The 21279-nt window shown below is 71.8% G+C and carries 13 protein-coding genes; 7 read left to right on the forward strand and 6 right to left on the reverse strand.

All coding sequences use genetic code 11. The annotated features are described in order from the left end of the window. Positions 1 to 39: 39 nt before the first annotated feature. The gene (locus tag WQO_RS12790; protein ID WP_079055549.1) at positions 40 to 1227 is read right to left on the reverse strand and encodes a CDP-glycerol glycerophosphotransferase family protein; all 1188 of its coding nucleotides are present in this window, start codon (positions 1225 to 1227) and stop codon (positions 40 to 42) included. Positions 1228 to 1328: 101 nt separating this feature from the next. On the opposite strand from WQO_RS12790, the gene WQO_RS12795 reads away from it, so the two are divergent. Both WQO_RS12795 and WQO_RS12800 read left to right on the forward strand, forming a co-directional pair. Beyond that, positions 1329 to 4988, forward strand: a complete 3660-nt coding sequence (locus WQO_RS12795; RefSeq protein WP_010062163.1) for a bifunctional glycosyltransferase/CDP-glycerol:glycerophosphate glycerophosphotransferase — start codon at positions 1329 to 1331, stop codon at positions 4986 to 4988. Positions 4989 to 5079: 91 nt separating this feature from the next. Then, entirely contained in the window at positions 5080 to 6303 is a 1224-nt protein-coding gene (locus WQO_RS12800) for a hypothetical protein (protein WP_010062164.1), read from the forward strand. A gap of 6 nt (positions 6304 to 6309) precedes the next feature. Here the strand turns inward: WQO_RS12800 and WQO_RS12805 are convergent, their stop codons facing one another. Next, a complete protein-coding gene (locus tag WQO_RS12805; RefSeq protein WP_010062165.1) occupies positions 6310 to 6933 on the reverse strand; it encodes a TetR/AcrR family transcriptional regulator in 624 nt (207 codons plus the stop codon). Positions 6934 to 7087: 154 nt separating this feature from the next. Between WQO_RS12805 and WQO_RS12810 the strand changes: the two genes are divergently transcribed. Both WQO_RS12810 and WQO_RS12815 read left to right on the forward strand, forming a co-directional pair. Continuing rightward, positions 7088 to 8035, forward strand: a complete 948-nt coding sequence (locus tag WQO_RS12810; protein WP_050992331.1) for an ABC transporter permease — start codon at positions 7088 to 7090, stop codon at positions 8033 to 8035. Continuing rightward, positions 8028 to 8819: an ABC transporter ATP-binding protein gene (locus WQO_RS12815; RefSeq protein WP_058953972.1), complete on the forward strand. Its 792-nt coding sequence runs from the start codon at positions 8028 to 8030 to the stop codon at positions 8817 to 8819. Before WQO_RS12810 ends, WQO_RS12815 begins: the two co-directional genes overlap by 8 nt. A 326-nt stretch (positions 8820 to 9145) precedes the next feature. Here the strand turns inward: WQO_RS12815 and WQO_RS12820 are convergent, their stop codons facing one another. After that, positions 9146 to 14152: an NAD-glutamate dehydrogenase gene (locus WQO_RS12820; RefSeq protein WP_010062168.1), complete on the reverse strand. Its 5007-nt coding sequence runs from the start codon at positions 14150 to 14152 to the stop codon at positions 9146 to 9148. A gap of 455 nt (positions 14153 to 14607) precedes the next feature. Here WQO_RS12820 and WQO_RS12825 point away from each other — a divergent pair, with 455 nt between their 5' ends. Beyond that, entirely contained in the window at positions 14608 to 15237 is a 630-nt protein-coding gene (locus WQO_RS12825) for a DJ-1/PfpI family protein (protein WP_010062170.1), read from the forward strand. A gap of 229 nt (positions 15238 to 15466) precedes the next feature. Here the strand turns inward: WQO_RS12825 and WQO_RS12830 are convergent, their stop codons facing one another. Both WQO_RS12830 and WQO_RS12835 read right to left on the reverse strand, forming a co-directional pair. Further along, positions 15467 to 16153 carry an HAD family hydrolase gene (locus WQO_RS12830; protein WP_010062172.1) on the reverse strand — a complete coding sequence of 229 codons (687 nt, stop codon included), beginning with the start codon at positions 16151 to 16153 and terminating at the stop codon, positions 15467 to 15469. A gap of 61 nt (positions 16154 to 16214) precedes the next feature. After that, positions 16215 to 16721, reverse strand: a complete 507-nt coding sequence (locus WQO_RS12835; RefSeq protein WP_058953973.1) for a DUF6912 family protein — start codon at positions 16719 to 16721, stop codon at positions 16215 to 16217. A gap of 275 nt (positions 16722 to 16996) precedes the next feature. Here WQO_RS12835 and WQO_RS12840 point away from each other — a divergent pair, with 275 nt between their 5' ends. Continuing rightward, positions 16997 to 17527: an Rv3235 family protein gene (locus WQO_RS12840; RefSeq protein ID WP_029182446.1), complete on the forward strand. Its 531-nt coding sequence runs from the start codon at positions 16997 to 16999 to the stop codon at positions 17525 to 17527. A gap of 68 nt (positions 17528 to 17595) precedes the next feature. On the opposite strand, the gene secA is transcribed toward WQO_RS12840, so the two are convergent. Beyond that, entirely contained in the window at positions 17596 to 20412 is a 2817-nt protein-coding gene (gene secA, locus WQO_RS12845) for a preprotein translocase subunit SecA (protein WP_010062176.1), read from the reverse strand. Positions 20413 to 20651: 239 nt separating this feature from the next. Here secA and WQO_RS12850 point away from each other — a divergent pair, with 239 nt between their 5' ends. Continuing rightward, positions 20652 to 21272: a GNAT family N-acetyltransferase gene (locus WQO_RS12850; protein WP_010062177.1), complete on the forward strand. Its 621-nt coding sequence runs from the start codon at positions 20652 to 20654 to the stop codon at positions 21270 to 21272. The last annotated feature ends 7 nt before the right edge of the window (positions 21273 to 21279 follow it).

A 21279-nucleotide genomic window follows, 5' to 3' on the forward strand; every position in this document is an offset into this window, starting at 1 on the left:
GACGTCTCCCAACCTGGCGGTGTGCGTGAGCTGTCGGAATCAACGACTGGGCGGGGCAAAGGGGACGGCGAAGAACCGCCGTACGACCCGTTCCGCCGCGTGCCCGTCGTCGTACGGGCAGAACCGCTCCCGGAACGCGGTGCGCAGCGCGGCCGACGCGGGCGAGCGCCACTCCCCCGCACGGAACACCTCGACCAGCTCGTCGGAGGTGGCGGTGACGGCGCCCGGGGTGTCGCCGGGCCGGCCGGAGAGCAGGTCGAAGTACGTGCCGCGCGTGGTCCGGTAGGTGTCCCAGTCGGGGGCGTGGACGACGATCGGGCGGTCCAGGCAGGCGTAGTCGAACGCCAGCGAGGAGTAGTCGGTGATCAACGCGTCGGCGGCCAGGCAGAGTTCTTCGACCCGGGGATGCGCGGTGACGTCCAGGACACGTCCGGTCGGCGCGCTCCCGAGCCCGGCGGACCGGCCGTAGAAGTAGTGAGCGCGCACCAACACCACGTACTCAGAACCCAGTTCACGGGCCAGGCGCTCGGGGTCGAGGTCGGGGACGAAGCCCTCGCGGTAGTCGCGGTGGGTCGGGGCGTAGAGGAGTGCGGTCTGGTCCGCGTGGATGCCGAGTTCGGCGCGGATCTTCGCGATGTCCTCGGCGGTGGCGGTGAAGTAGACGTCGTTGCGGGGGTAGCCGAGGTCGAGCCGCTGGTACGAGCCCGGGTAGACGCGGTCCCACACCTCGGTGCTGTGCGGGTTGGCGGAGAGGCTGAAGTCCCACTGGCCCACGTGCGCGAGGATCTTGGCGAAGTCCGCCTTCCGGGCCAGCTCGGGGTAGGCCCGCTGGTCCAGGCCCATCGTCTTCAGCGGGGTGCCGTGGTGGGTCTGGAGGTAGCGCTGACCGGGGCGTTTGGTGAACCCGCCGGGGAAACTGGAGTTGTTGACCAGGTAGGTGGCGGTGGCCATCGCCCGCCAGTAGGGGCGCGAGCCCTCGATGACGTACGGCACGCCCGGGGGCATCCGGTCGCGGTGCCGGGAGGAGACGGCCCACACACCCCTGATGTGCGGGGCGAGTTCGCGGGCCTTGGCGTGGATCGCGGCCGGGTTGCAGGCGACGCCCCGGTTCCAGTACGCGCCGTAGACGGCGAGGTTCGGGTCGAGCGGGCGGCGGAGGTCGGTGCGGTAGGCGGCCCGCATGACCTGCCTGCGGACGTACCGCTTCACGGAAGCTCGGGAGGGCATGGCAGCCGAGCGTAGTCCCGGGGGCGGGGAACGGACGGCCCGAGTTCACCCGTTCGGGTCAGCGGCGGTGACCCCGGGACCCGGCCTCTGTTGACCAGGACATGAAGCCACCGCTCCTCAGCGTCGTCATCCCCGTCCACAACGTCGAGGACTACTTGGAGGACTGCCTGCGGTCGGTGGCGGAGCAGACCCTCGACGCGATCGAGGTGGTGATGGTCGACGACGGTTCGACGGACGCGAGCGGCCGGATCGCGGCGGAGTTCGCCGCCCGGGACGAGCGTTTCCGCCTGGTGAGGCAGCCGAACGCGGGCCTGAGTGCCGCCCGCAACACCGGCGTCCGGCACACCACGCCCACCGTGCCCTACCTGGCGTTCGCGGACAGCGACGACATCGTCGTTCACGACGCGTACGAGCGGATGACGGCCGCGCTGGAGTCGAGCGGCTCCGATCTGGTGACCGGCAACGTGTGGCGGCTGACCGGGCAGGGGCGGCAGCAGGCCTGGCAGTACCGCTGGCTGACGGGCCCCCGGTCGCGTACGCACATCACCCGGGACCCGCGGCTGCTGGCCGACCGGGTGGCGTGGAACAAGGTGTTCCGCCGGTCCTTCTGGGACGCGCACGGCTTCGCCTTCCCCGAGGGCAGGCTGTACGAGGACACCCCGGTGATGATCCCCGCGCACTATCTAGCGGGCTCGGTCGACGTCCTCGCAGAGCATGTCTACTACTGGCGGGTGCGGGAGGGCTCGATCACCCGGCGGCGTACGGACGTCACGGGCGTACGGGACCGGATCGCCGCGTGCGAGCAGGTCAGCGCGTTCCTGGGCGGCCGGGACGCGGCGCAGCGGCGGGCGTACGACGCGTCCTGCCTCCGCGACGACTTCGGGTACTTCCTGGACGGCCTGCCGATGGGCGGCGAGGCGTACCGGGCGGCGTTCCTGGAGGGCGCGGGGGCCTTCGTCGACCGGGCGGGCCCTGAGGTGCTGGAAGGTCTGCCGGTGGAGCTGCGCATCAAGTGGCAGCTGGTACGGGAGCGACGCCTGGCGGACCTGCTGGCGGTCCTCGCCTTCGAACGGGCCAACGGGACGGGCACGTTCGCCGTGGAGGGCCTCCCGGGGCGACGGCGGGCGGTGTACCCCGGCGTGCGCGGCGCGAGCGCCCGGCTCGCGCGCACGGACATCCCGGCGGTCGCGCGGCTCCTGGAGGCGCGGTGGGGCGCGGACGGGAAGCTGCGGCTGCGTGGGTACGCGTATCTGCGCAACCTCCCCGCCGGGTCGGCGCACCGGCGGCTGACGGTGGGCATGGTCCGGGCGGAGCGGGGACGAGCGGTGCGGCCGGTGCCGGTGCGGTCCGTTCCCGCACCCGAGGCGACGGTGAACTCCGGTCAGGAGCTGCACGGCTACGACCACGCGGGCTTCGAGATGGTCCTCGACCCGGACAGGCTGCCCGCGACGGCGGAGGGCGGCGGCTGGCTGGTGGGCCTGGTGCTCGCCGTCCCCGGAACGGTCCGCCGGGTCGCGGTGCGCGCGCAGGACGCGGGGGCGGACCAGCCGCTGGTCCAGGACCCGGGCGACGGGCGGCGGGCGGTGCTGGACTTCCGGGGCGGCCGGCTCCGGCTGACGGTGTCGCGGCTGCGGGCCCGGGCCGAGGGACACCGGACGGCCGCTGCCGGGACGGCGGGGGCCTCGCTGGAGATCACGGGCCGGCTCTTCGACGGGCCGGCGAGGGCCACGGCGGTGGTGCTGACCCGCGAGGACGGCGAGGAGTACTCCTGTGAGGTGGCGTACGGGGAGGGCTCCGGGCCGGAGACGGGCGCGCCCGGTCCCGCCGGGGGCAGGTCTGGCTCCGACGGTCGCGCGACCGGGCCCGACGGCGGCGTACCCGGGCCCGACGGACTCGCTTTCACCGTGCGTGTGCCGCTCGCCGAACTCGCCGCCGTGCCGCCCGCCGTGCACCGGGCCCCCCGTGAGGTCGAGGCGGCGGACGGGGCGCGGTGGCAGGTCCGGCTGCTGCTCGACGACGGCACCCGCGTACCGCTGCCCGCAGCCCCGGACCTGCCGCCACCCGCGTACGCGGACGCGGCGGGCGACCTGGTGCTGGACCTGGCGGGGCCGCCGTACGTGGACCGGGTGGACCCCACTCCGGAGGGGGGGCTGCGGATCTCGGGTACGTACGCCCTGGCGGCCCGGGAGGCAGGGACGGGAACGGCGAACGGATCCGGCGCCCGTCTCGTCCTGCGCCACGAGACGCTGCACGAGGTGGTCCCGGTCGCGGAGGCTGAGGTGGTCGATGCGACCGACGCGACCGGCACCCCGGGTACCCCGGGCACCCGCCCCGCCCTCCGCTTCTCCACACTCATCGCCCCACCGCTCCCGGAGGGCCGCTGGGAGGTCCGCCTGGACGGCCGCCCCGTTCGCGTCCCCGGCTCCGCCACCGCGCAGCTCCCCTGCGGCGGGGGCGAGAACGCGCTGCGCCTGGAGCGGCGGCACGGCGACCGGCTGTCCGTCGTCGCTCCGCCCGACCTCCCGGCCGCTGGGCGGAGCGCGTACAGCAGGCGGCTCCTGCGCGCCGCGCACCACCCCGGCCCGCGCACGCCCGGCGCGCCCTCCTCCGACCGGCGCACGCCCATCACGCCCCGCACATCGCGCACGCTCCCGCTCCGCGACACCGTCCTCTACACGGGCGGTGACTCCCCGCGCGCCGTCCACGCCGAACTCGTGCGCCGGGGCACGGATGCCGAGCATCTGTGGGTCACCGGTACCACCCCCGGCCGCACCACCCACGTCCCGCCCGGCGCGCGGGCGGTCCCCCTGCACAGCGCCGCCTGGTACGAGGCGCTGGCCCGCTCCCGCCGGATCGTCACGGACGAGCAGCTGCCCGTCTGGTTCGAGCGGCGGCCCGGGCAGACGGTCGTCCAGACCTGGCACGGCACCCCGCTCGGCCGGTTCGGCTCCGGCCTGGCGGACTCCCTCTACGCCGACCACCAGCACCTCGCCACCCTGCCGCAGCGGTCGGCCCAGTGGTCGGTACTGATCTCCCCGAGCCGCTTCGCCACCCCGTTGCTGCGCCGGTCGCTCGCGTACGAGGGCGAGGTGCTGGAGGCCGGATCGCCCGCCAACGACGTGCTGTGCGCCCCCGACCGGGACAAGACCGCCGAGGAGATCCGGCGCACGCTCGGCGTACCGGAGGAGCACCGCGTCGTGCTGTACGCCCCGACCTACCGCGACCACCTGGCCCATCCCCCGTCCGCCTCCCCCGACCGCACGGCCCCCGGCCCGTACCGCTGGGACCCGGCGCTCGACCCGCACGCCCTGGCCCGGGCGCTCGGCCCCGGCCACACGGTGCTGGTGCGCCGCCACCCCCGGGTCACCGGCAGCGTCCCGGCCGGCCCCGGCGTGCTCGACGTCTCCCACCACCCGGGGGCGGCGGGTCTGCTCCTGATCGCCGACGTGCTGGTGACGGACTACGCAGGGCTGATGTTCGACTTCGCGCTGACGGGCCGGCCGATGCTCTTCCACACGTACGACCTGGAGCACTACCGCGACACCGTGCGCGGCTTCTGCCTGGACTTCGAGACCCGGGCGCCGGGGCCTCTGCTGGTCACGACGGACGAGGTGGCCCAGGCCCTGCGGGACACGGGCGCGTCGGCGGCCCGCCACGCGGACGCGTACGAGAGCTTCCGCCGCGACTACTGCGACCTGGACGACGGCGGCGCGGCGGCCCGGGTCGCGGACCGGCTGCTGGCGGACGCGGAACAGGCCTGAGCCCTCCCGCGCCCGCCGCACGGAACACCCCGGAATCCCCCGGACGAGTGGCGGCGGGGAGAACGGGCCCGCCGCACGGAACCCATGAGGTGTGCCCCTCTTCTCCGCTGCCTCCGCCGCGTCCTCCGCCGCCGACGTCCCGCCCGCCGCGACCACGGGCGACGGGGCCGAGAAGGCCGCCCGGCCGCCCCTGTGGCTGCCGTCCCCGTACCTGGTGCTGGGCGGCCTGCTGTGGGCGGTGCTGTCCGCGGCGGCCTGGCAGGCTCCGCTGTGCTGCGAGGCCGGGCTCCAGGCGGCGGTCGTCGAACGGCTGCGGGTGAACCTGCTGCACCCGGCGTTCCCGATGACCGACCTGCCCGCCGTGTCGAGCGCCCACTACTCCCCGTACGCACTGCTCCAGGGTCTCGCCGCCCGCGCCACCGAACTCTCCGGCCCGTCCGTCGTGGCACTGGCCGCGTCGGTGAACCTGCTGCTCCTGCTCACCGGGATCGGCCGGCTGACCCGCCTGCTGACCCCGAACCGCTGGGTTCCGGTGCTCCTGCTCGTACCGCTGGGCCTGATCCACTGGGCGGACCCGGCCCGCTGGAGCGCGCCGACCACGTTCGCGGTCGCGGTCACCCTGCATCTGTGGGCGTGGACCGGCCGCGTGGCCGCCCGGGTGGCCGAGCGCGGCGATCCGGCACCCCGCCGGTCGCCCCGGTGGTTCGAGTCGGCCGGGATCGGGGTGCTGCTCGGGCTCGTCCTGCTGGTCCACCCGCAGACGGCGATCGGCGCGGCGATCGGGTGCCTCGCGCTGATCGCGTTCCGGACCCGGACCCGGATCCGGCCGACCGTGTGGCGGTGGGCGTTCGCCGCGGTGTGCGCGGTGACCGTGGCGGCGCTGTGGCCGTACTACAACGGGCTCACCGCCCAGCGCGCCCCCATCGACAGCCTGACCACAGCGCCTCCGGCGGCCGAGGGCGCGAAAGCGGCCGGGGAGCCGTACGCCTGGGCGACCGCGTACGTGCCCCGGGGCGAGGTGGTCCTGACGGACAGCCGTCCGGCGATGTACGCACTGGCCGGCCACGGGGCCTACGTGCTGGCCGACGCCCTGCCGGACGCGGGGCTCGCGACGACGGAGCGGCGGGACAGGAGCCGCGCGGTGGCCGCCTATCTCGACAAGTCGACCCCGCAGGACCGCCGGGACGGGATCACTGCCCGGTACGGGGTGCGGTGGCTGCTGCTGACCCGGAACCAGCAGCTGCCGGAGAACGCGACGGTGCTGGCGTTCAGCCCGCGCACGGGCGAGGTGCTGGCACGGGTGGCGGCGGGCTGAGGACTCTCAGCCGGGGTAGCGGAGTGCGGCGACCGCCGAGGCGGCCAGATCGTCCAGGTAGCCCTTGGGGAGCTCGCCCCGGACGACGACGAGCCGCCAGTACAGCGGGCCGACGATCAGATCGAGCGCCCGGTCCGGATCGCTGCCCTCCGGCAGCTCCCCCCGGGCCACCGCCTCCCGCACCACGACGGCGGCGACGCCCTGCTGCTGGTCGAGGAGGGCGGCCTTGATCGCCTCGGAGATCTCCGGATTGCGGGCCGCCTCGACCAGCAGGTCCGGGATGACCTGCGAGGCGACCGGGTGGCGCAGGGCGTACGCGGCCAGCTCCAGGACGGCGCGCACGTCCCCGTACAGCGAACCGGTGGCCGGGGCGGGCATCCCCTGGGCGGCGACGGCCGCGACCAGGTCGAGGACGAGCGCCAGCTTGGACTTCCAGCGGCGGTAGACGGCGGTCTTGCCGACGCCCGCGCGCCGGGCGATGCCCTCGATGGACATCCGGGCGAACCCCACCGCGGCGAGCTCCTCGAAGACGGCGGCGCGAATGGCGTCGGTCACGTCCTCCCGCAGGACGGCGGCTCCTGCGGGGGCGCGGCGGCGGGTTCCCCGTTCGGTGGTCATGGCCCGCAGCATAGTCGGCCGCGACGGAACGGTTGCGTTGCGACGTACAAGCGTCCTACTCTCAGCGTTACGACGATACGGTCCCGTCCCAACGAGGGCGTCCCTACGGGACCGTACCGTCCCGCCCTCCCCCCATCGCCCCATCGGTGTCGAAAGCGGTCGATCGTTGAGCCAGACAGCAGCCCCGCCCCCGGTGACCGTCCCCTCCGAGGACACCCCGGCCACCGCCGTCCCCACCTACGCCCCCGGTGAGCTGGCGGCCCTGGCCGCCCGGCACGGCCTGAAGGTCAGCGGCGCCCGGCCGTCGCTGCCCGCGTACGTCCGGCAGCTCTGGGGGCGCCGGCACTTCATCACGGCGTTCGCGACGGCCAAGCTGACGGCCCAGTACAGCCAGGCGAAGCTCGGCCAGATCTGGCAGATCATGACGCCGCTGCTGAACGCCACGGTCTACTACTTCATCTTCGGCGTCCTGATGAACACCAAGCACGGGGTGGAGGACTTCGTCCCGTTCCTGGTCACCGGGGTCTTCATCTGGACGTTCACCAGCAGCTCGATCACCGCGGGCACGCGGGCGATCAGCGGCAACATCGGCCTGGTGCGGGCCCTGCACTTCCCGCGCGCCTCGCTGCCGGTGGCGCTGGCGCTCCAGCAGCTCCAGCAGCTGCTGTTCTCGCTCGGCGCGCTGACCCTGATCCTGCTGGCGTTCGGCCAGTACCCGCGTCCGACCTGGCTGCTGGCCGTCCCGGCGCTGGCGCTCCAGGCGCTGTTCAACACCGGCCTGTCGATGGCCATGGCCCGCCTGACGGCGAAGACCCCGGACATCGCCCAGCTGACCCCGTTCGTGCTGCGGACCTGGATGTACTCGTCCGGCGTGATGTGGAGCCTGGACCACCTGCTGGCCGGCGACCGGGTGCCGCGGGCGGTGCTGCTGGTGCTGGAGTACAACCCGGCGGCGCTCTTCATCAACCTCATGCGGTACGCGCTCATCGACAGCTACACGTGGGACCAGTTGCCGCCCCTGGCCTGGGCGGCGGCGGCCGGCTGGGCGCTGCTGTGCGGGGTGGCGGGATTCGTGTACTTCTGGAAGGCCGAGGAGACGTACGGACGTGGCTGAGGACAGGAACGCCCCCGGGGACCACCGGGTCCCGACGGTCGTCGTCGACGACGTCCACATCACGTACACGGTCAACGGCGCGCGCACGGGCAGAGGCAGCGCGACCTCGGCGCTCAGCCGGCTCACCTCGCGCCGCCGCGCCCCCGGCGCACGCCAGGTGCACGCCGTGAAAGGGGTCAGCTTCGCCGCGTACAAGGGCGAGGCGATCGGCCTGATCGGCTCCAACGGCTCGGGCAAGTCGACCCTGCTCAAGGCGGTCGCGGGCCTGCTCCCGCCGACCCGGGGCAAGGTCCACACCCAGGGCCAGCCGTCGCTGCTCGGCGTGAACGCGGCGCTGATGGGCGACCTGACCGGCGAGCGCAACGTGGTGCTGGGCGGGCTGGCGATGGGCATGACCCGCGAGCAGATCCGCGCACGCTACGACGAGATCGTCGACTTCTCCGGCATCAACGAGAAGGGCGACTTCATCACGCTGCCGATGCGGACGTACTCCTCGGGCATGGGCGCGCGGCTGCGCTTCTCCATCGCGGCCGCCAAGAGCCACGACGTCCTCCTGATCGACGAGGCACTGTCCACGGGCGACGCGAAGTTCCAGCGCCGCAGCAAGGACCGCATCAAGGAACTGCGCGCGGAGGCGGGCACGGTCTTCCTGGTCAGCCACAGCAACAAGTCGATCACCGAAACCTGCGACCGCGCACTGTGGCTGGAGGCAGGCACGCTGAGAATGGACGGCCCGGCAAAGGAGGTGGTGAAGGCCTACGAGGCCTTCACCAAGCGCAAGTAACCGCCCCCGCCCGGCGTTTGAGGGCGCCTTTCCCCACCTCGCCCCGCACCATCTCCCAGCCCGCCCGGCCACACCCAGCCGACCTGGCCACCATCAGCCCGCCCGGCCCCTTCCAGCCCGCCCGGCGTTTGAGGGCACCTTTCCCGGGCGCGCCATCCGACCCAACCCCGGCCACTTCAAGCCCGCCCGGCGATTGAGGGCATCTTTCCCAGCCCGTCCGGCGCTTGAGGACATCTGTTCAGCCCGTCCGGCGCTTGAGGACGCCCCCACGCCGAGGGGCCGGCACCCACCAGGTACCGGCCCCTCAGACGTACAACAACCAACCCCTACGCGTGCGTACGCAACAACGTCCGCATCGTCCGCATGGCCACCGACAGATTCGCCAGATCGAACGCGTCCGACCCCTGGATCTCCTCCAGCGTCGACCGCGACCGAGCCAGGATCGCCGCGTTCTTCTCCTCCCACGCCCGGAACCGCTCTTCCGGCGTGGACGACCCGTTCCCCACGCTCAGCACGTCCGACGTGAGCGCCGCGTGCGCCGCGTACAGGTCCTCGCGGATGGAGGCGCGGGCCATCGACTGCCAGCGGTCGGCCCGCGGCAGCTCGATGATCCGGTCCATCAGCTGCGTGATCCGCAGCCGGTCCGCGAGGTCGTAGTAGACCTCGGCGACCTCCAGCGGATCCCGCCCCGTACGGTCGGCGATCGCCACGATGTCCAGCGCCGGGAAGGCGGAGGAGAACCCGGCCACCCGGGCCGCCAGCTCGTCCGGAACGCCCGCGGCGGTCAGCTCGTCGAGGATCGAGTGGTACCAGTCCAGATCGGCACCGCGCACCAGCTTGGGCAGCTCGTCCCAGACCCGCGCGACCCCGTCCCGGAACCCTTCGATGGTCTCGGCGATGGCGACGGGCTGCGGCCGGTTGCCCAGCAGCCAGCGCGAACCGCGCTCGACCAGCCGCCGCGAGTGCAGCCGGATCCGGGTCTGGACGTCGGCGGCGACCTTGTTGTCGAGCGCCTCGACCGCGTCCCACACCTCCGAGAGACCGAAGATCTCACGGGCGGTGAACTGGGCCCGGACGATCTCCTCGATCGACGCCCCGGTCTCCTCCCGCAGCCGGTGCAGGAAGGTCGAACCGGCGGTGTTGACCGTGTCGTTGACCAGGACCGTCGTGATGATCTCGCGCCGCAGCGCGTGCCCGTCGACCGCCTCGGGGAACCGCTCACGCAGCGCGCTCGGGAAGTAGGCGTGCACCAGCTTCTGCAGGTGCGGGTCGTCCGGCAGGACGGTAAAAATCAGCTCGTCCGCCGTCGTGATCTTCGTGTAGGCGAGCAGGACGGCCAGCTCGGGCTGGCTGAGTCCCTTCTCGTTGCTGAGCAGCTCCCGGATGTGCCGGTCGGCGGGCAGGAACTCCAGCGCCCGGTCCAGCGCGCCGTCGCGCTCCAGCCGGCGCATGAAGCGCTGCTGGGCGTGGAGCAGCGAGGGCGCCTGCGCGGAGGCGTTGGAGAGGGCGACGTTCTGCGCGTAGTTGTTGCGCAGGACGAGCGCGCCAACCTCGTCGGTCATGTCGGCGAGCAGCTTGTTGCGCTGCTTGACGGTCATGTCGCCGTCCCGGACCAGACCGTTGAGCAGGATCTTGATGTTCACCTCGTGGTCGGAGGTGTCCACCCCGGCGCTGTTGTCGATCGCGTCGGTGTTGATCCGGCCGCCGTTGCGGGCGAACTCGATCCGGCCGAGCTGGGTGGCGCCGAGGTTGCCGCCCTCGCCGACGACCTTGGCCCGCAGGTCCTCGCCGTTGACGCGGATCGCGTCGTTGGCCTTGTCGCCGACGTCGGCGTTCGACTCGGCGACGGCCTTGATGTACGTGCCGATGCCGCCGTTCCACACCAGGTCGACGGGCGACTTGAGGATGGTCTGCATCAGGTCGGCGGGCGTCATCTTGCTCACCGACGCGTCGATGCCGAGCGCCTCGCGGATGTGGGCGTTGAGCGGGATCGACTTGGCGCTGCGCGGGTGGATGCCGCCGCCCGCCGACAGCAGGTCGGTGTCGTAGTCGGCCCAGGAGCTGCGCGGCAGGTCGAACAGGCGGCGCCGCTCGGCGTACGAGGTGGCGGCGTCCGGGTTCGGGTCGATGAAGATGTGCCGGTGGTCGAAGGCGGCGACCAGGCGGATGTGCTCGGAGAGCAGCATGCCGTTGCCGAAGACGTCACCGGACATGTCACCGACACCGACGACGGTGAAGTCCTCAGTCTGGGTGTCGTGGCCCAGCTCCCGGAAGTGCCGCTTGACGGACTCCCAGGCGCCCCGGGCGGTGATGCCCATGCCCTTGTGGTCGTAGCCGGCCGAACCGCCGGAGGCGAACGCGTCGCCGAGCCAGAAGTTGTAGGCGACGGCGACCTCGTTGGCGATGTCGGAGAAGCTCGCGGTGCCCTTGTCGGCGGCGACGACGAGGTACGTGTCGTCCTCGTCGTGGCGGACGACGTCGGTGGGCGGCACGACCTCGCCGGCGACCATGTTGTCGGTGATGTCGAGCAGCGCGGAGATGAAGGTGCGGTAGGCGGCGATGCCTTCGGCGAACCAGGCGTCGCGGTCCACGGACGGGTCCGGGAGCTGCTTGGCGACGAAGCCGCCCTTGGCGCCGACGGGCACGATGACGGTGTTCTTCACCATCTGCGCCTTGACCAGGCCGAGGATCTCCGTACGGAAGTCCTCGCGCCGGTCCGACCAGCGCAGCCCGCCGCGGGCGACCTTGCCGAAGCGCAGGTGGACGCCCTCCACGCGCGGCGAGTAGACCCAGATCTCGTACGCCGGCCGGGGCGCGGGCAGGTCCGGGATGGCCTGCGGGTCGAACTTCATCGACACGTAGGAGTGCGGCGCGCCGTCCTCCGTGTGCTGGAAGAAGTTGGTGCGCAGGGTGGCCTTGATGACGGTGAGGAAGGACCGCAGGATCCGGTCCTCGTCGAGCGAGGCGACCTGGTCCAGGGCCCCGTCCAGCTCCTCCAGGAGCCCGTCGGTCAGCTCGGTGCCGGCGCTCTGGCGCCCGGGCGACATCCGGGCCTCGAAGAGCGAGACGAGCAGCCGGGTGGTGTGGACGTTGTTGCGGAGCGTGGACTCCATGTAGTCCTGGCTGAAGGTCGAACCGGCCTGCCGCAGGTACTTCGCGTAGGCGCGCAGCACCATGGCCTGACGCCAGTTCAACCCGGCGCCGAGGACCAGCGCGTTGAAGCCGTCGTTCTCCGCCTCGCCCTTCCAGACGGCGGCGAAGGCCTCCTGGAAGCGGGCGCGGGCATCGTCGGCCAGGTAGCCGCCGTTGCCGTTGACCAGGGGCATCCGCAGCCCGAAGTCGTAGATCCAGGCGTGGGTACGGTCCGCGCAGCGCAGCTCGTACGGCCGCTCGTCGACGACCTCGACACCGAGCTGCTGGAGCGCCGGGAGGACGGCGGAGAGGGAGACCTGCTCGCCGGTCCGGTAGATCTTGAAGCGGCGCTCTCCGGGGCCCGCGCCGACGGGCTCGTACAGGCTGAGGGCGAAGTCCTTCTCACCCTCCCGGAGGGTTTCGAGGTGGACCAGGTCGGATACGGCGGCGCGCGGCGAGTGGTCCGCCTTGTAGCCCTCGGGGAACGAGTGGCCGTACTGGCGCTGGAGTTCGGCGCCGCGCTCCTCGCCCAGCTCCGCGGTGAGCGCCTCCTGGAAGCCGTCGGCCCAGGAGCGGGCGGCCTCGACGAGGCGGGCCTCGATCCGGTCGGCGTCGGCGTCGGTGAGGTGCGGCAGCTCGGTACCGGCGGGGACCCGGATGACGAAGTGCAGCCGGGAGAGGATCGACTCGGTGTTCCAGGCGGTGAAGTCGACGCTGTTGCCGCCGAGCTCCTCCTTGAGGATGTCGATCAGCCGCAGGCGCACGGCGGTGGTGTAGCGGTCGCGCGGCAGGTAGACGATCGCGGAGTAGTAGCGTCCGTACTCGTCCTGACGCAGGTAGAGCCGCAGCCGGCGGCGCTCCTGGAGGTAGAGGACGGAGGTCGCGATGGCGCGGAGCTGGTCGACGGGCGTCTGGAACAGCTCGTCGCGCGGGTAGGTCTCCAGGATCTGGAGCAGGTCGCGCCCGTCATGGCTGTTGTACGAGAAGCCGGCGCCCTCGACGACCTCGGCGACCTTGCGGCGGATGACGGGCACCCGGCGCACGGACTCGGTGTAGGCGGCGGAGGAGAACAGGCCGAGGAAGCGCCGCTCGCCGACGACGTTGCCCTTGGCGTCGAACTTCTTCACGCCGACGTAGTCGAGGTAGCTGGGGCGGTGCACGGTGGCCCGGCTGTTGGCCTTCGTCAGGACGAGGAGCTTGTGCTCGCGGGCCTTGGCGCGGACGTCGGCGGGCAGCCGGTCGAAGGACGGGCTGACCGGGTGGGCCTCGTCCTCGCTGTGCTGCGGGTCGGAGCGCAGGATGCCGAGTCCGGTGCCGGGGACGGCGGCGAGCGCGTCGCTGTCCTTCAGCTCGTACTCGCGGTAGCCGAGGAAGGTGAAGTGGTCGGCGGCCAGCCAGCGCAGCAGCTCGCGGGCCTCCTCGACCTCCTCGTCGGCGAGGTCGTCGAGCGGCTCGCCCGGCAGGTCGTCGGCGATCCGGAGGGCGGCGTCGCGCATCTTCCCCCAGTCCTCGACGGTCTCCCGTACGTCGGACAGGACGCGCAGCAGGTCGGCGGTGATCTGCTGGAGGTCGGCGCGGTCGGTCTCGCGGTCGATCTCGACGTGGATCCACGACTCGACGAGCGCGTCGTGCGGCAGCTCGGCCTTGGCGTCCTTGGACTTCTTCCGGCCCTGGGCGGCGTTCGGGGTGCCGGGGCCGCCGGAGAGGACCTCGATGAGCTTGCCGGCGACATCGCGGCGGACGATGACCTGCGGGTGAATCACGAGGTGGATGCCGCGGTCCTGGCGGGACAGCTCGTTGGTGACGGAGTCCACGAGGAAGGGCATGTCGTCGGTGACGACCTCGACGACGGAGTGGCTGCACGCCCAGCCGTTCTCCTCGACGGTCGGGGTGTGCACCCGGACGTTCGCGGTGCCCTGCGGGCGGTTCTCGGCCAGCCGGTAGTGCGAGGCGGCCGCGCCGAAGACGTCGACCGGGTCGCGGCCGCTGAGGTCTTCCGGAGCCGTATGCAGGTAGTAGCGCTGGAGGTAGGCGAGCACCGAGTCCTGACCGGCGGAGGCGCCCGCGTCGGCCCTGGCGTCGGAGACCCGCGCCCGGGGGGCACCTCCCGGGCCACCGACACCACCGCCCGGACCGTTGTCAGCTACCTTGGCGGCCCCTGCGAGCAGCTCGGCCTTGGCTTCGTCCAGCTTGGTCTGCATGTCCTCTGGCTCCTGTCGCGCGCCGTTGCGTGACGTAGGTGAGAAAAGCGACGTACCGCCACGACGCGGGGTTTCCGGTCTGGGTCGACGCTATGCCGCTTCGAGAGTTCCCCGTGACCACATGAGCCATTTTTGACGGCCGGTCCGGAGTCGGGAGATCGCGGATCGCCCGGGTGCTGTGGCACTCCGGGCGGCGGCCGGGGGCTTCGCTGCCCCCGAGGCGTATCGCGCTGATCACGGCACCAGGCTATCTCTCCCGCACCCCACCGCGTCATGAGCTGCTTGTGTACAAAAGAAACCCCCGAACTTTGACACTCTGGACAGTGCGTCGCGCCGCCTTGGCGAACCCCCGGAAGCGGGGCAATCTGTGGATAACGCCCGAAATCAGGCCCCGGCGGACCCGCGAGCCGTCCCGACCCGGCCTGCCGGGGCCGATCGCCCCCGAGGAGTCCGCCATGCCGCAGAAGATCCTCATCGTCACCGGCGACGCCGCCGAGTCGCTCGAAGTGCTCTACCCGTACCAGCGGCTGCTGGAGGAGGGGTACGAGGTCGACATCGCGGCCCCCGAGCGCAAGACGCTCCGCTTCGTGGTCCATGACTTCGAGCCCGGCTTCGACACGTACACGGAGAAGCCCGGCTACACCTGGCCCGCCGACCTGTCCTTCTCCGAGGTCGACCCCGGGGCCTACATCGCCCTGGTGATCCCCGGCGGCCGGGCCCCCGAGTACCTCCGCAACAACGCCGAGCTGCGGAAGATCGTCGGCGCCTTCTTCTCCGCGGACCGCCCGGTGGCCCAGATCTGCCACGGCCCCCTGATCACCGCCGCCACCGGCAACCTCAGTGGCCGCGCGGTCACGGCGTACCCGGCCCTGGAACCGGACATGCAGAGCGCGGGCGCGACGTTCCAGGACACGGAGGCGGTGGTGGACGGCCCCCTGGTCTCATCGCGGGCCTGGCCGGACCACGCGGCCTGGATGAGGGAGTTCCTGAGGGTGCTCCGCTCAAGCCGACCGGGCACCCCTTCAAACCCGCCGAGCACACCATCCAGCTCGTCCGGCACCCCTTCAAGCCCGTCCGGCGCTTGAGGACATCTTTCCCACCGGGAAGCGCCGCACCTTCAAGCCCGCCCGAGCACACCATCCAGCCCGTCCGGCGATTGAGGACATCTTTGGGCTCAGCCACACCCCGGCCCGCAGGGGCACATTCCCACCCCGTCCGGGCAACTCCCCAGCCCGTCCGGCGCTTGAGGACCGGGGCCCGGGGCAGCGCCCCGAAAACCCGCACCACCGCACCACCGCACCGCCCCCGAAACCGCTACGCGGCGAACGTCTCCGCCAACGCCACCGCCTCCCCCAGACTGTCCACCACCGGCACCCCCGCCCCCTCCAGACTGCTCCGGCTGTGCGACCCCCCGGTGTACAGCACCGCCCGCGCCCCCACATGCGCCGCCGCCACGGCATCGTCCAGCGCATCCCCGATGACCACGACGTTCTCCGGCGAGAACCCGTCCACGCCGCCCTCCCCGGCCAGCGCGCCGAAGTGCCGCTCCATGTGCAGCGCCTTGCTCCCGCCGGACGGCCCCGTACGCCCCTCGACGCGGACGAACCGCGGCTCGATCCCGTACCCCCGCACCACCGGAACCAGCTGCTCGTGCCCGTACATGCTCAGGAGCGACTGACTGCGCCCGGCCCGCTGCCACTCGTGCAGCAGCTCCTCCGCCCCGGCGGTGAGCCCGCAGGCCACCCGCTGCTCCGTGTAGTACCGGTGGAAGACGCCGTCCATCCGCTCCCATTCGGCCTCCGTGGGCAGCCGTCCCAGGAACCGCTCGTAGAACCGGGGTATGGGGATGGTGTACATCTCCCGGTACTGCTCCAGCGTGATCGGCGCCAGCTCGACCTCCGCGAACGCGGCGTTCGTCGCCTGGATGACGGCATGCGTGTCGTCGAGCAGCGTGCCGTTCCAGTCCCAGACCAGATGTGTGCGTGTCGTCCCGGAAGCCATACAGAGAAAAATACCCGCCGGGTCCGACAGCCCCGCCGGCTCGGCGCGAGCCCGGCCCGCCTCAGCGGATGAGCTGCGGAATCTCCTGGACGCCGAACCACAGCAGCTCGTGGTCCTCGGCCCCGTCCACGGTGAACTGCGCATCGTCGTCGCCGAGGTCCGCCGCCCCCAGGGCCGCCGCCGCGGCGGCCACGTCCTTCTCCGCGTCGTCGGCGTCCACGTGCACCGCCGCCGCCTTGGCCAGCGGCAGCGCGGCGGCGATCCGCACCTCGCCGAGCGACGCCGCGCTCAGCCCGTTGTCCGGGTCGGCGACGGCGGCCCCGTCCGGTACGTCGACGGCGACGACGACCCGGCGGCGCACCTCGTCCGGATTCCCGGCGATCATCCGGAGCGAGGCGGCGGCGGCCCGGTTGAGCGCCGCGTACTCCAGCTCCTCGATGTCGTCGGAGACGTACCACTCCCGCAGCCCGGGGGTGACCGCGTAGGCGGTCAGCGGTCCGGGGCCGACCTCGCCCGCACCGTGCGCCGCTGCGAGACCGGAGAGGGTCAGGGGGACGTACACGCGCATGGCAGGCCGCTTTCGTAGGGGGAACCGTCCTCAGGATACGTGGGAGCGTCCCCTTTCGGGTTTCGGCAACCGGGGGCCTCCGTCCACGGCCGACGCCCCGTCACCCCCGCCGTAGGCCTTGTCCCGCAAGGGCCGAGCCACGGATAGGTGAAACAGCCCGCGCCGGATCGGCGCCAGGAGGCCCCTTGCGTCGCTGACGACCGCCCCCGTAGAAGATCCCCAACACAAGTTACCGCCCGGTAGAAGCCGGGCCCGGTCAACGGGGGCGTTTGATCATGAGCATGGACAGGACGAGGCCCGCAGGACGACGCGACCAGAGCGGCCCCCGATCGGCACCGGGCGGTCCCCGGTCGGCGTCGACCGGTCCGCGGTCGACACCGAGCGGCCCGCGGCCAACACCGGGCGGTCCCCGGTCGGTGCCGCCGCAGCGGTCGCGCAGGCTCCAGCCCCACCGGCCGCTGCGCCCGCACCAGTGGTTCGCCGAGCGTCTGCTCGCGGTCCTCAGCGGCCAGCGCCCGGTGCACTGGATGCTCGGCCACACCATCGGCGAGGCCTACGACCAGCTCGCCGAGCTGGCCCCCAGCACCCCGCTGCGGGCCACCCACGGCAGCCGCCCGGTCCTCCGCCACTGCCGAGGGGCCCAGCCCGCCACCGGGGTGGTCGAGGCGTTCGCCAGCATCGCCGCGGGCGACCGGGTGCGGGCGATGGCGTTCCGGCTGGAACAGGGCGCCGACCAGCGCTGGCGCTGTGCCGCCGTGGAGCTGGGCGGCGAACGCCTCACGGCCGGTGCCCCGGGCCCCCGGTGACCCGGTGGACGCGGCAGGGGCCGGACACCACGTGGTGTCCGGCCCCTGCCGGGGTACTGCCCTTGCTGCTACTTCTTGCGACGGCGACCGCCGCCACCGCTCTTCTGGGCCTTGCGGCGCTCCGCACGCGTCAGGCCGTCAACCGACCGCGTGGCGCCGGAGGCATCGTCGTTGGCGAGCTCGCCCTCGACGACACCGCCCTCGCCGTCCACCGTGGGAGCGGAGAAGTGGAGGCGGTCCGGCCGCTGCGGGGCCTCCAGACCCTTGGCCCGGATCTGCGGGGCAGCGGCGGCACCCTCCTTCTCCAGGGAGGGACGCTCGGCGCCGTCCTGCACCGGAACCTCCTCGACCTGCTGCTCGACCTGGACCTCCAGGTTGAACAGGTAGCCGACGGACTCCTCCTTGATGCCCTCCATCATGGCGTTGAACATGTCGAAGCCCTCGCGCTGGTACTCGACCAGCGGGTCCTTCTGCGCCATGGCCCGCAGGCCGATGCCCTCCTGGAGGTAGTCCATCTCGTAGAGGTGCTCGCGCCACTTGCGGTCGAGCACCGAGAGGACCACGCGGCGCTCCAGCTCACGCATGATGTCGGAGCCGAGGGTGTTCTCGCGCTCCTCGTACTGCTCGTGGATGTCGTTCTTGACCGACTCGGCGATGAACTCGGCGGTGACGCCCGCCAGGTCCCCGGCCGCCTCCTCCAGCTCCTCGACGGTGACCTTCACCGGGTAGAGCTGCTTGAAGGCGCCCCACAGCCGGTCCAGGTCCCACTCCTCGGCGAAGCCCTCGGCGGTCTCCTGCCGGATGTAGTCGTCGATCGTGTCGTCCATGAAGTGCCGGATCTGCTCCTGGAGGTCCTCGCCCTCCAGGACGCGGCGGCGCTCGCCGTAGATGACCTCGCGCTGCCGGTTGAGCACCTCGTCGTACTTCAGGACGTTCTTACGCGTCTCGAAGTTCTGCTGCTCGACCTGCGACTGGGCGGAGGCGATGGCACGGGTGACCATCTTGTTCTCGATCGGGACGTCGTCCGGGACGTTCGCCATCGACATGACACGCTCGACCATCTGGGCCTTGAACAGGCGCATCAGGTCGTCGCCCAGCGACAGGTAGAAACGGGACTCGCCCGGGTCGCCCTGACGGCCGGAACGACCGCGCAGCTGGTTGTCGATACGGCGCGACTCGTGGCGCTCGGTGCCCAGCACGTAGAGCCCGCCGAGCTCCTTGACCTCTTCGAACTCCGCCTTCACGGCCTGCTCGGCCGCCTCCAGCGCGGCGGGCAGCGCGGCCGCCCACTCCTCGACGTTCTCCACCGGGTCGAGGCCGCGCTGGCGCAGCTCCGCCTCGGCGAGGTCGTCCGGGTTGCCGCCGAGCTTGATGTCGGTGCCTCGTCCGGCCATGTTCGTCGCGACGGTGACGGCGCCCTTGCGGCCCGCCTGGGCGACGATCGTCGCCTCCCGGTCGTGCTGCTTGGCGTTGAGGACCTCGTGCTGGACGCCGCGCTTGGAGAGCTGCTGCGAGAGGTACTCGGACTTCTCGACCGAGGTGGTGCCGACCAGGATCGGCTGGCCCTTCTCGTGCTTCTCCGCGATGTCGTCGACGACCGCGGCGAACTTCGCGACCTCGGTGCGGTAGATCAGGTCCGACTGGTCGGCGCGGACCATCGGCCGGTTCGTCGGGATCGGCACCACGCCGAGCTTGTAGATCTGGTGGAACTCGGCGGCCTCGGTCATCGCCGTACCGGTCATGCCGGAGAGCTTGTCGTAGAGGCGGAAGAAGTTCTGCAGGGTGATCGTGGCGAGGGTCTGGTTCTCGTCCTTGATGTCCACCCCTTCCTTCGCCTCGATCGCCTGGTGCATGCCCTCGTTGTAGCGGCGGCCGGCGAGGATACGGCCGGTGTGCTCGTCGACGATCATGACTTCGCCGTCGATGACGACGTAGTCCTTGTCCTTCTTGAACAGTTCCTTCGCCTTGATGGCGTTGTTCAGATAACCGACGAGCGGGGTGTTCACCGACTCGTAGAGGTTGTCGATGCCGAGCCAGTCCTCGACCTTGGCGACGCCGGACTCGTGGATGGCCACGGTCCGCTTCTTCTCGTCGACCTCGTAGTCGCCGGTCTCCTCGATGCCCTTGAGCTGGTTGCCCGCCTCGCCCTTGGTGAGGCGCGTGACCAGCTTGGCGAAGTCGCCGTACCACTTGGTGGCCTGGTCGGCCGGGCCGGAGATGATCAGCGGCGTACGGGCCTCGTCGACGAGGATCGAGTCGACCTCGTCGACCACGGCGAAGTTGTGGCCGCGCTGGACGAGCTCGTCCTTGGACCACGCCATGTTGTCGCGGAGGTAGTCGAAGCCGAACTCGTTGTTCGTGCCGTACGTGATGTCGCAGGCGTACTGCTCGCGGCGCTGGGCCGGGGTCATGTTGGCGACGATGCAGCCGACGGACAGCCCCAGGAACTTGTGGACCCGGCCCATCAGCTCGGAGTCACGCGTCGCGAGGTAGTCGTTGACCGTGATCAGGTGCACGCCCTTGCCGGAGAGCGCGTTCAGATACGTGGGCAGGGTGCCGACGAGGGTCTTGCCCTCACCGGTCTTCATCTCGGCGACATAGCCGAGGTGCAGGGCGGCTCCACCCATGATCTGTACGTCGTAGTGGCGCTGCCCGAGGACTCGCTTGGCGGCCTCGCGGATCGTGGCGAACGCTTCGGGAAGCAGGTCGTCCAGGCTCTCGCCGTCCGCGTACCGTTCCTTGTACTCGTCGGTGAGCGCCCGCAGCTCGGCGTCGGAGAGGTTGACGAAGTCCTCTTCGATGGAGCTGACCTGGTCCGCGATGCGGTGCAGTTTGCGCAGGATCTTGCCTTCGCCTGCACGCATGAGCTTGTTGAAGACGGACACTGAGGCTGGTCTCCTTGCCGGTCGGGCCTGGCACTGGGTCGTGTAATGGACTCTGGCGCGGGCACGGCAGGTGGGCCCCACCGCAACGGCCATCGTAAGCGAGGACACCACCGCGTCGGGAGGGCTGCCGTCGCGTGGACCTCGCCGCACCCTTATAGGACAACGGTCCAGAGGTGCGGAAGGTGCCGGGAAGCCCGAAAGTGCTCGCATCACGGCGGCCTGCTCACGAGAATCGGCCCATGGAGCCGATCACCCTCACCACGGAACGCCTGGTCCTGCGGCCCTTCGGCCCGCAGGACACCCACCGGGTGCACGCCGCCTGTCAGGACCCGGACATCCAGCGCTGGACGGTGATCCCCTCCCCGTACCGCCTCACCGACGCGGAACTGTTCACCACGCAGCTCGCCCCGGCGGGCTGGCGGGACGACTCCGCCTACGGCTTCGCCCTGACCCTGCGGGGGAACGGGACACTCGTCGGGGCGCTCGGCATCGACCGCCGCAGCCGTCCGGGGACGTACGAGGTCGGCTACTGGTCCACCAAGGAGCACCGCGGCAACGGCTACGCCACCGAGGCGGTGCTCGGCTCCGCCCGCTGGGCCTTCGTCTCGCTCGGGGCGGACCGGCTGGAGTGGCGGGCCGAGATCGGCAATCTCGCCTCGCGGGCCGTCGCCCTGCGGGCGGGGTTCCGGCTGGAGGGCGAACAGAGGTCCGGGCTGCTCAACAAAGGCGTGCGGCGTGACGCCTGGACGGCGGCCCTGCTCCCGTCCGACCTCGGGCTCGCGGGCACCCACCCGTACGTCCCCGGACGGCACGCGCCCCGGCCCGACGGAGCCCCGGGTTCCGTACGCCGGCCCGCCTGACCACCGT

The organism is Streptomyces globisporus C-1027, from assembly GCF_000261345.2.
GTDB classification, from domain to species: domain Bacteria; phylum Actinomycetota; class Actinomycetes; order Streptomycetales; family Streptomycetaceae; genus Streptomyces; species Streptomyces pakalii.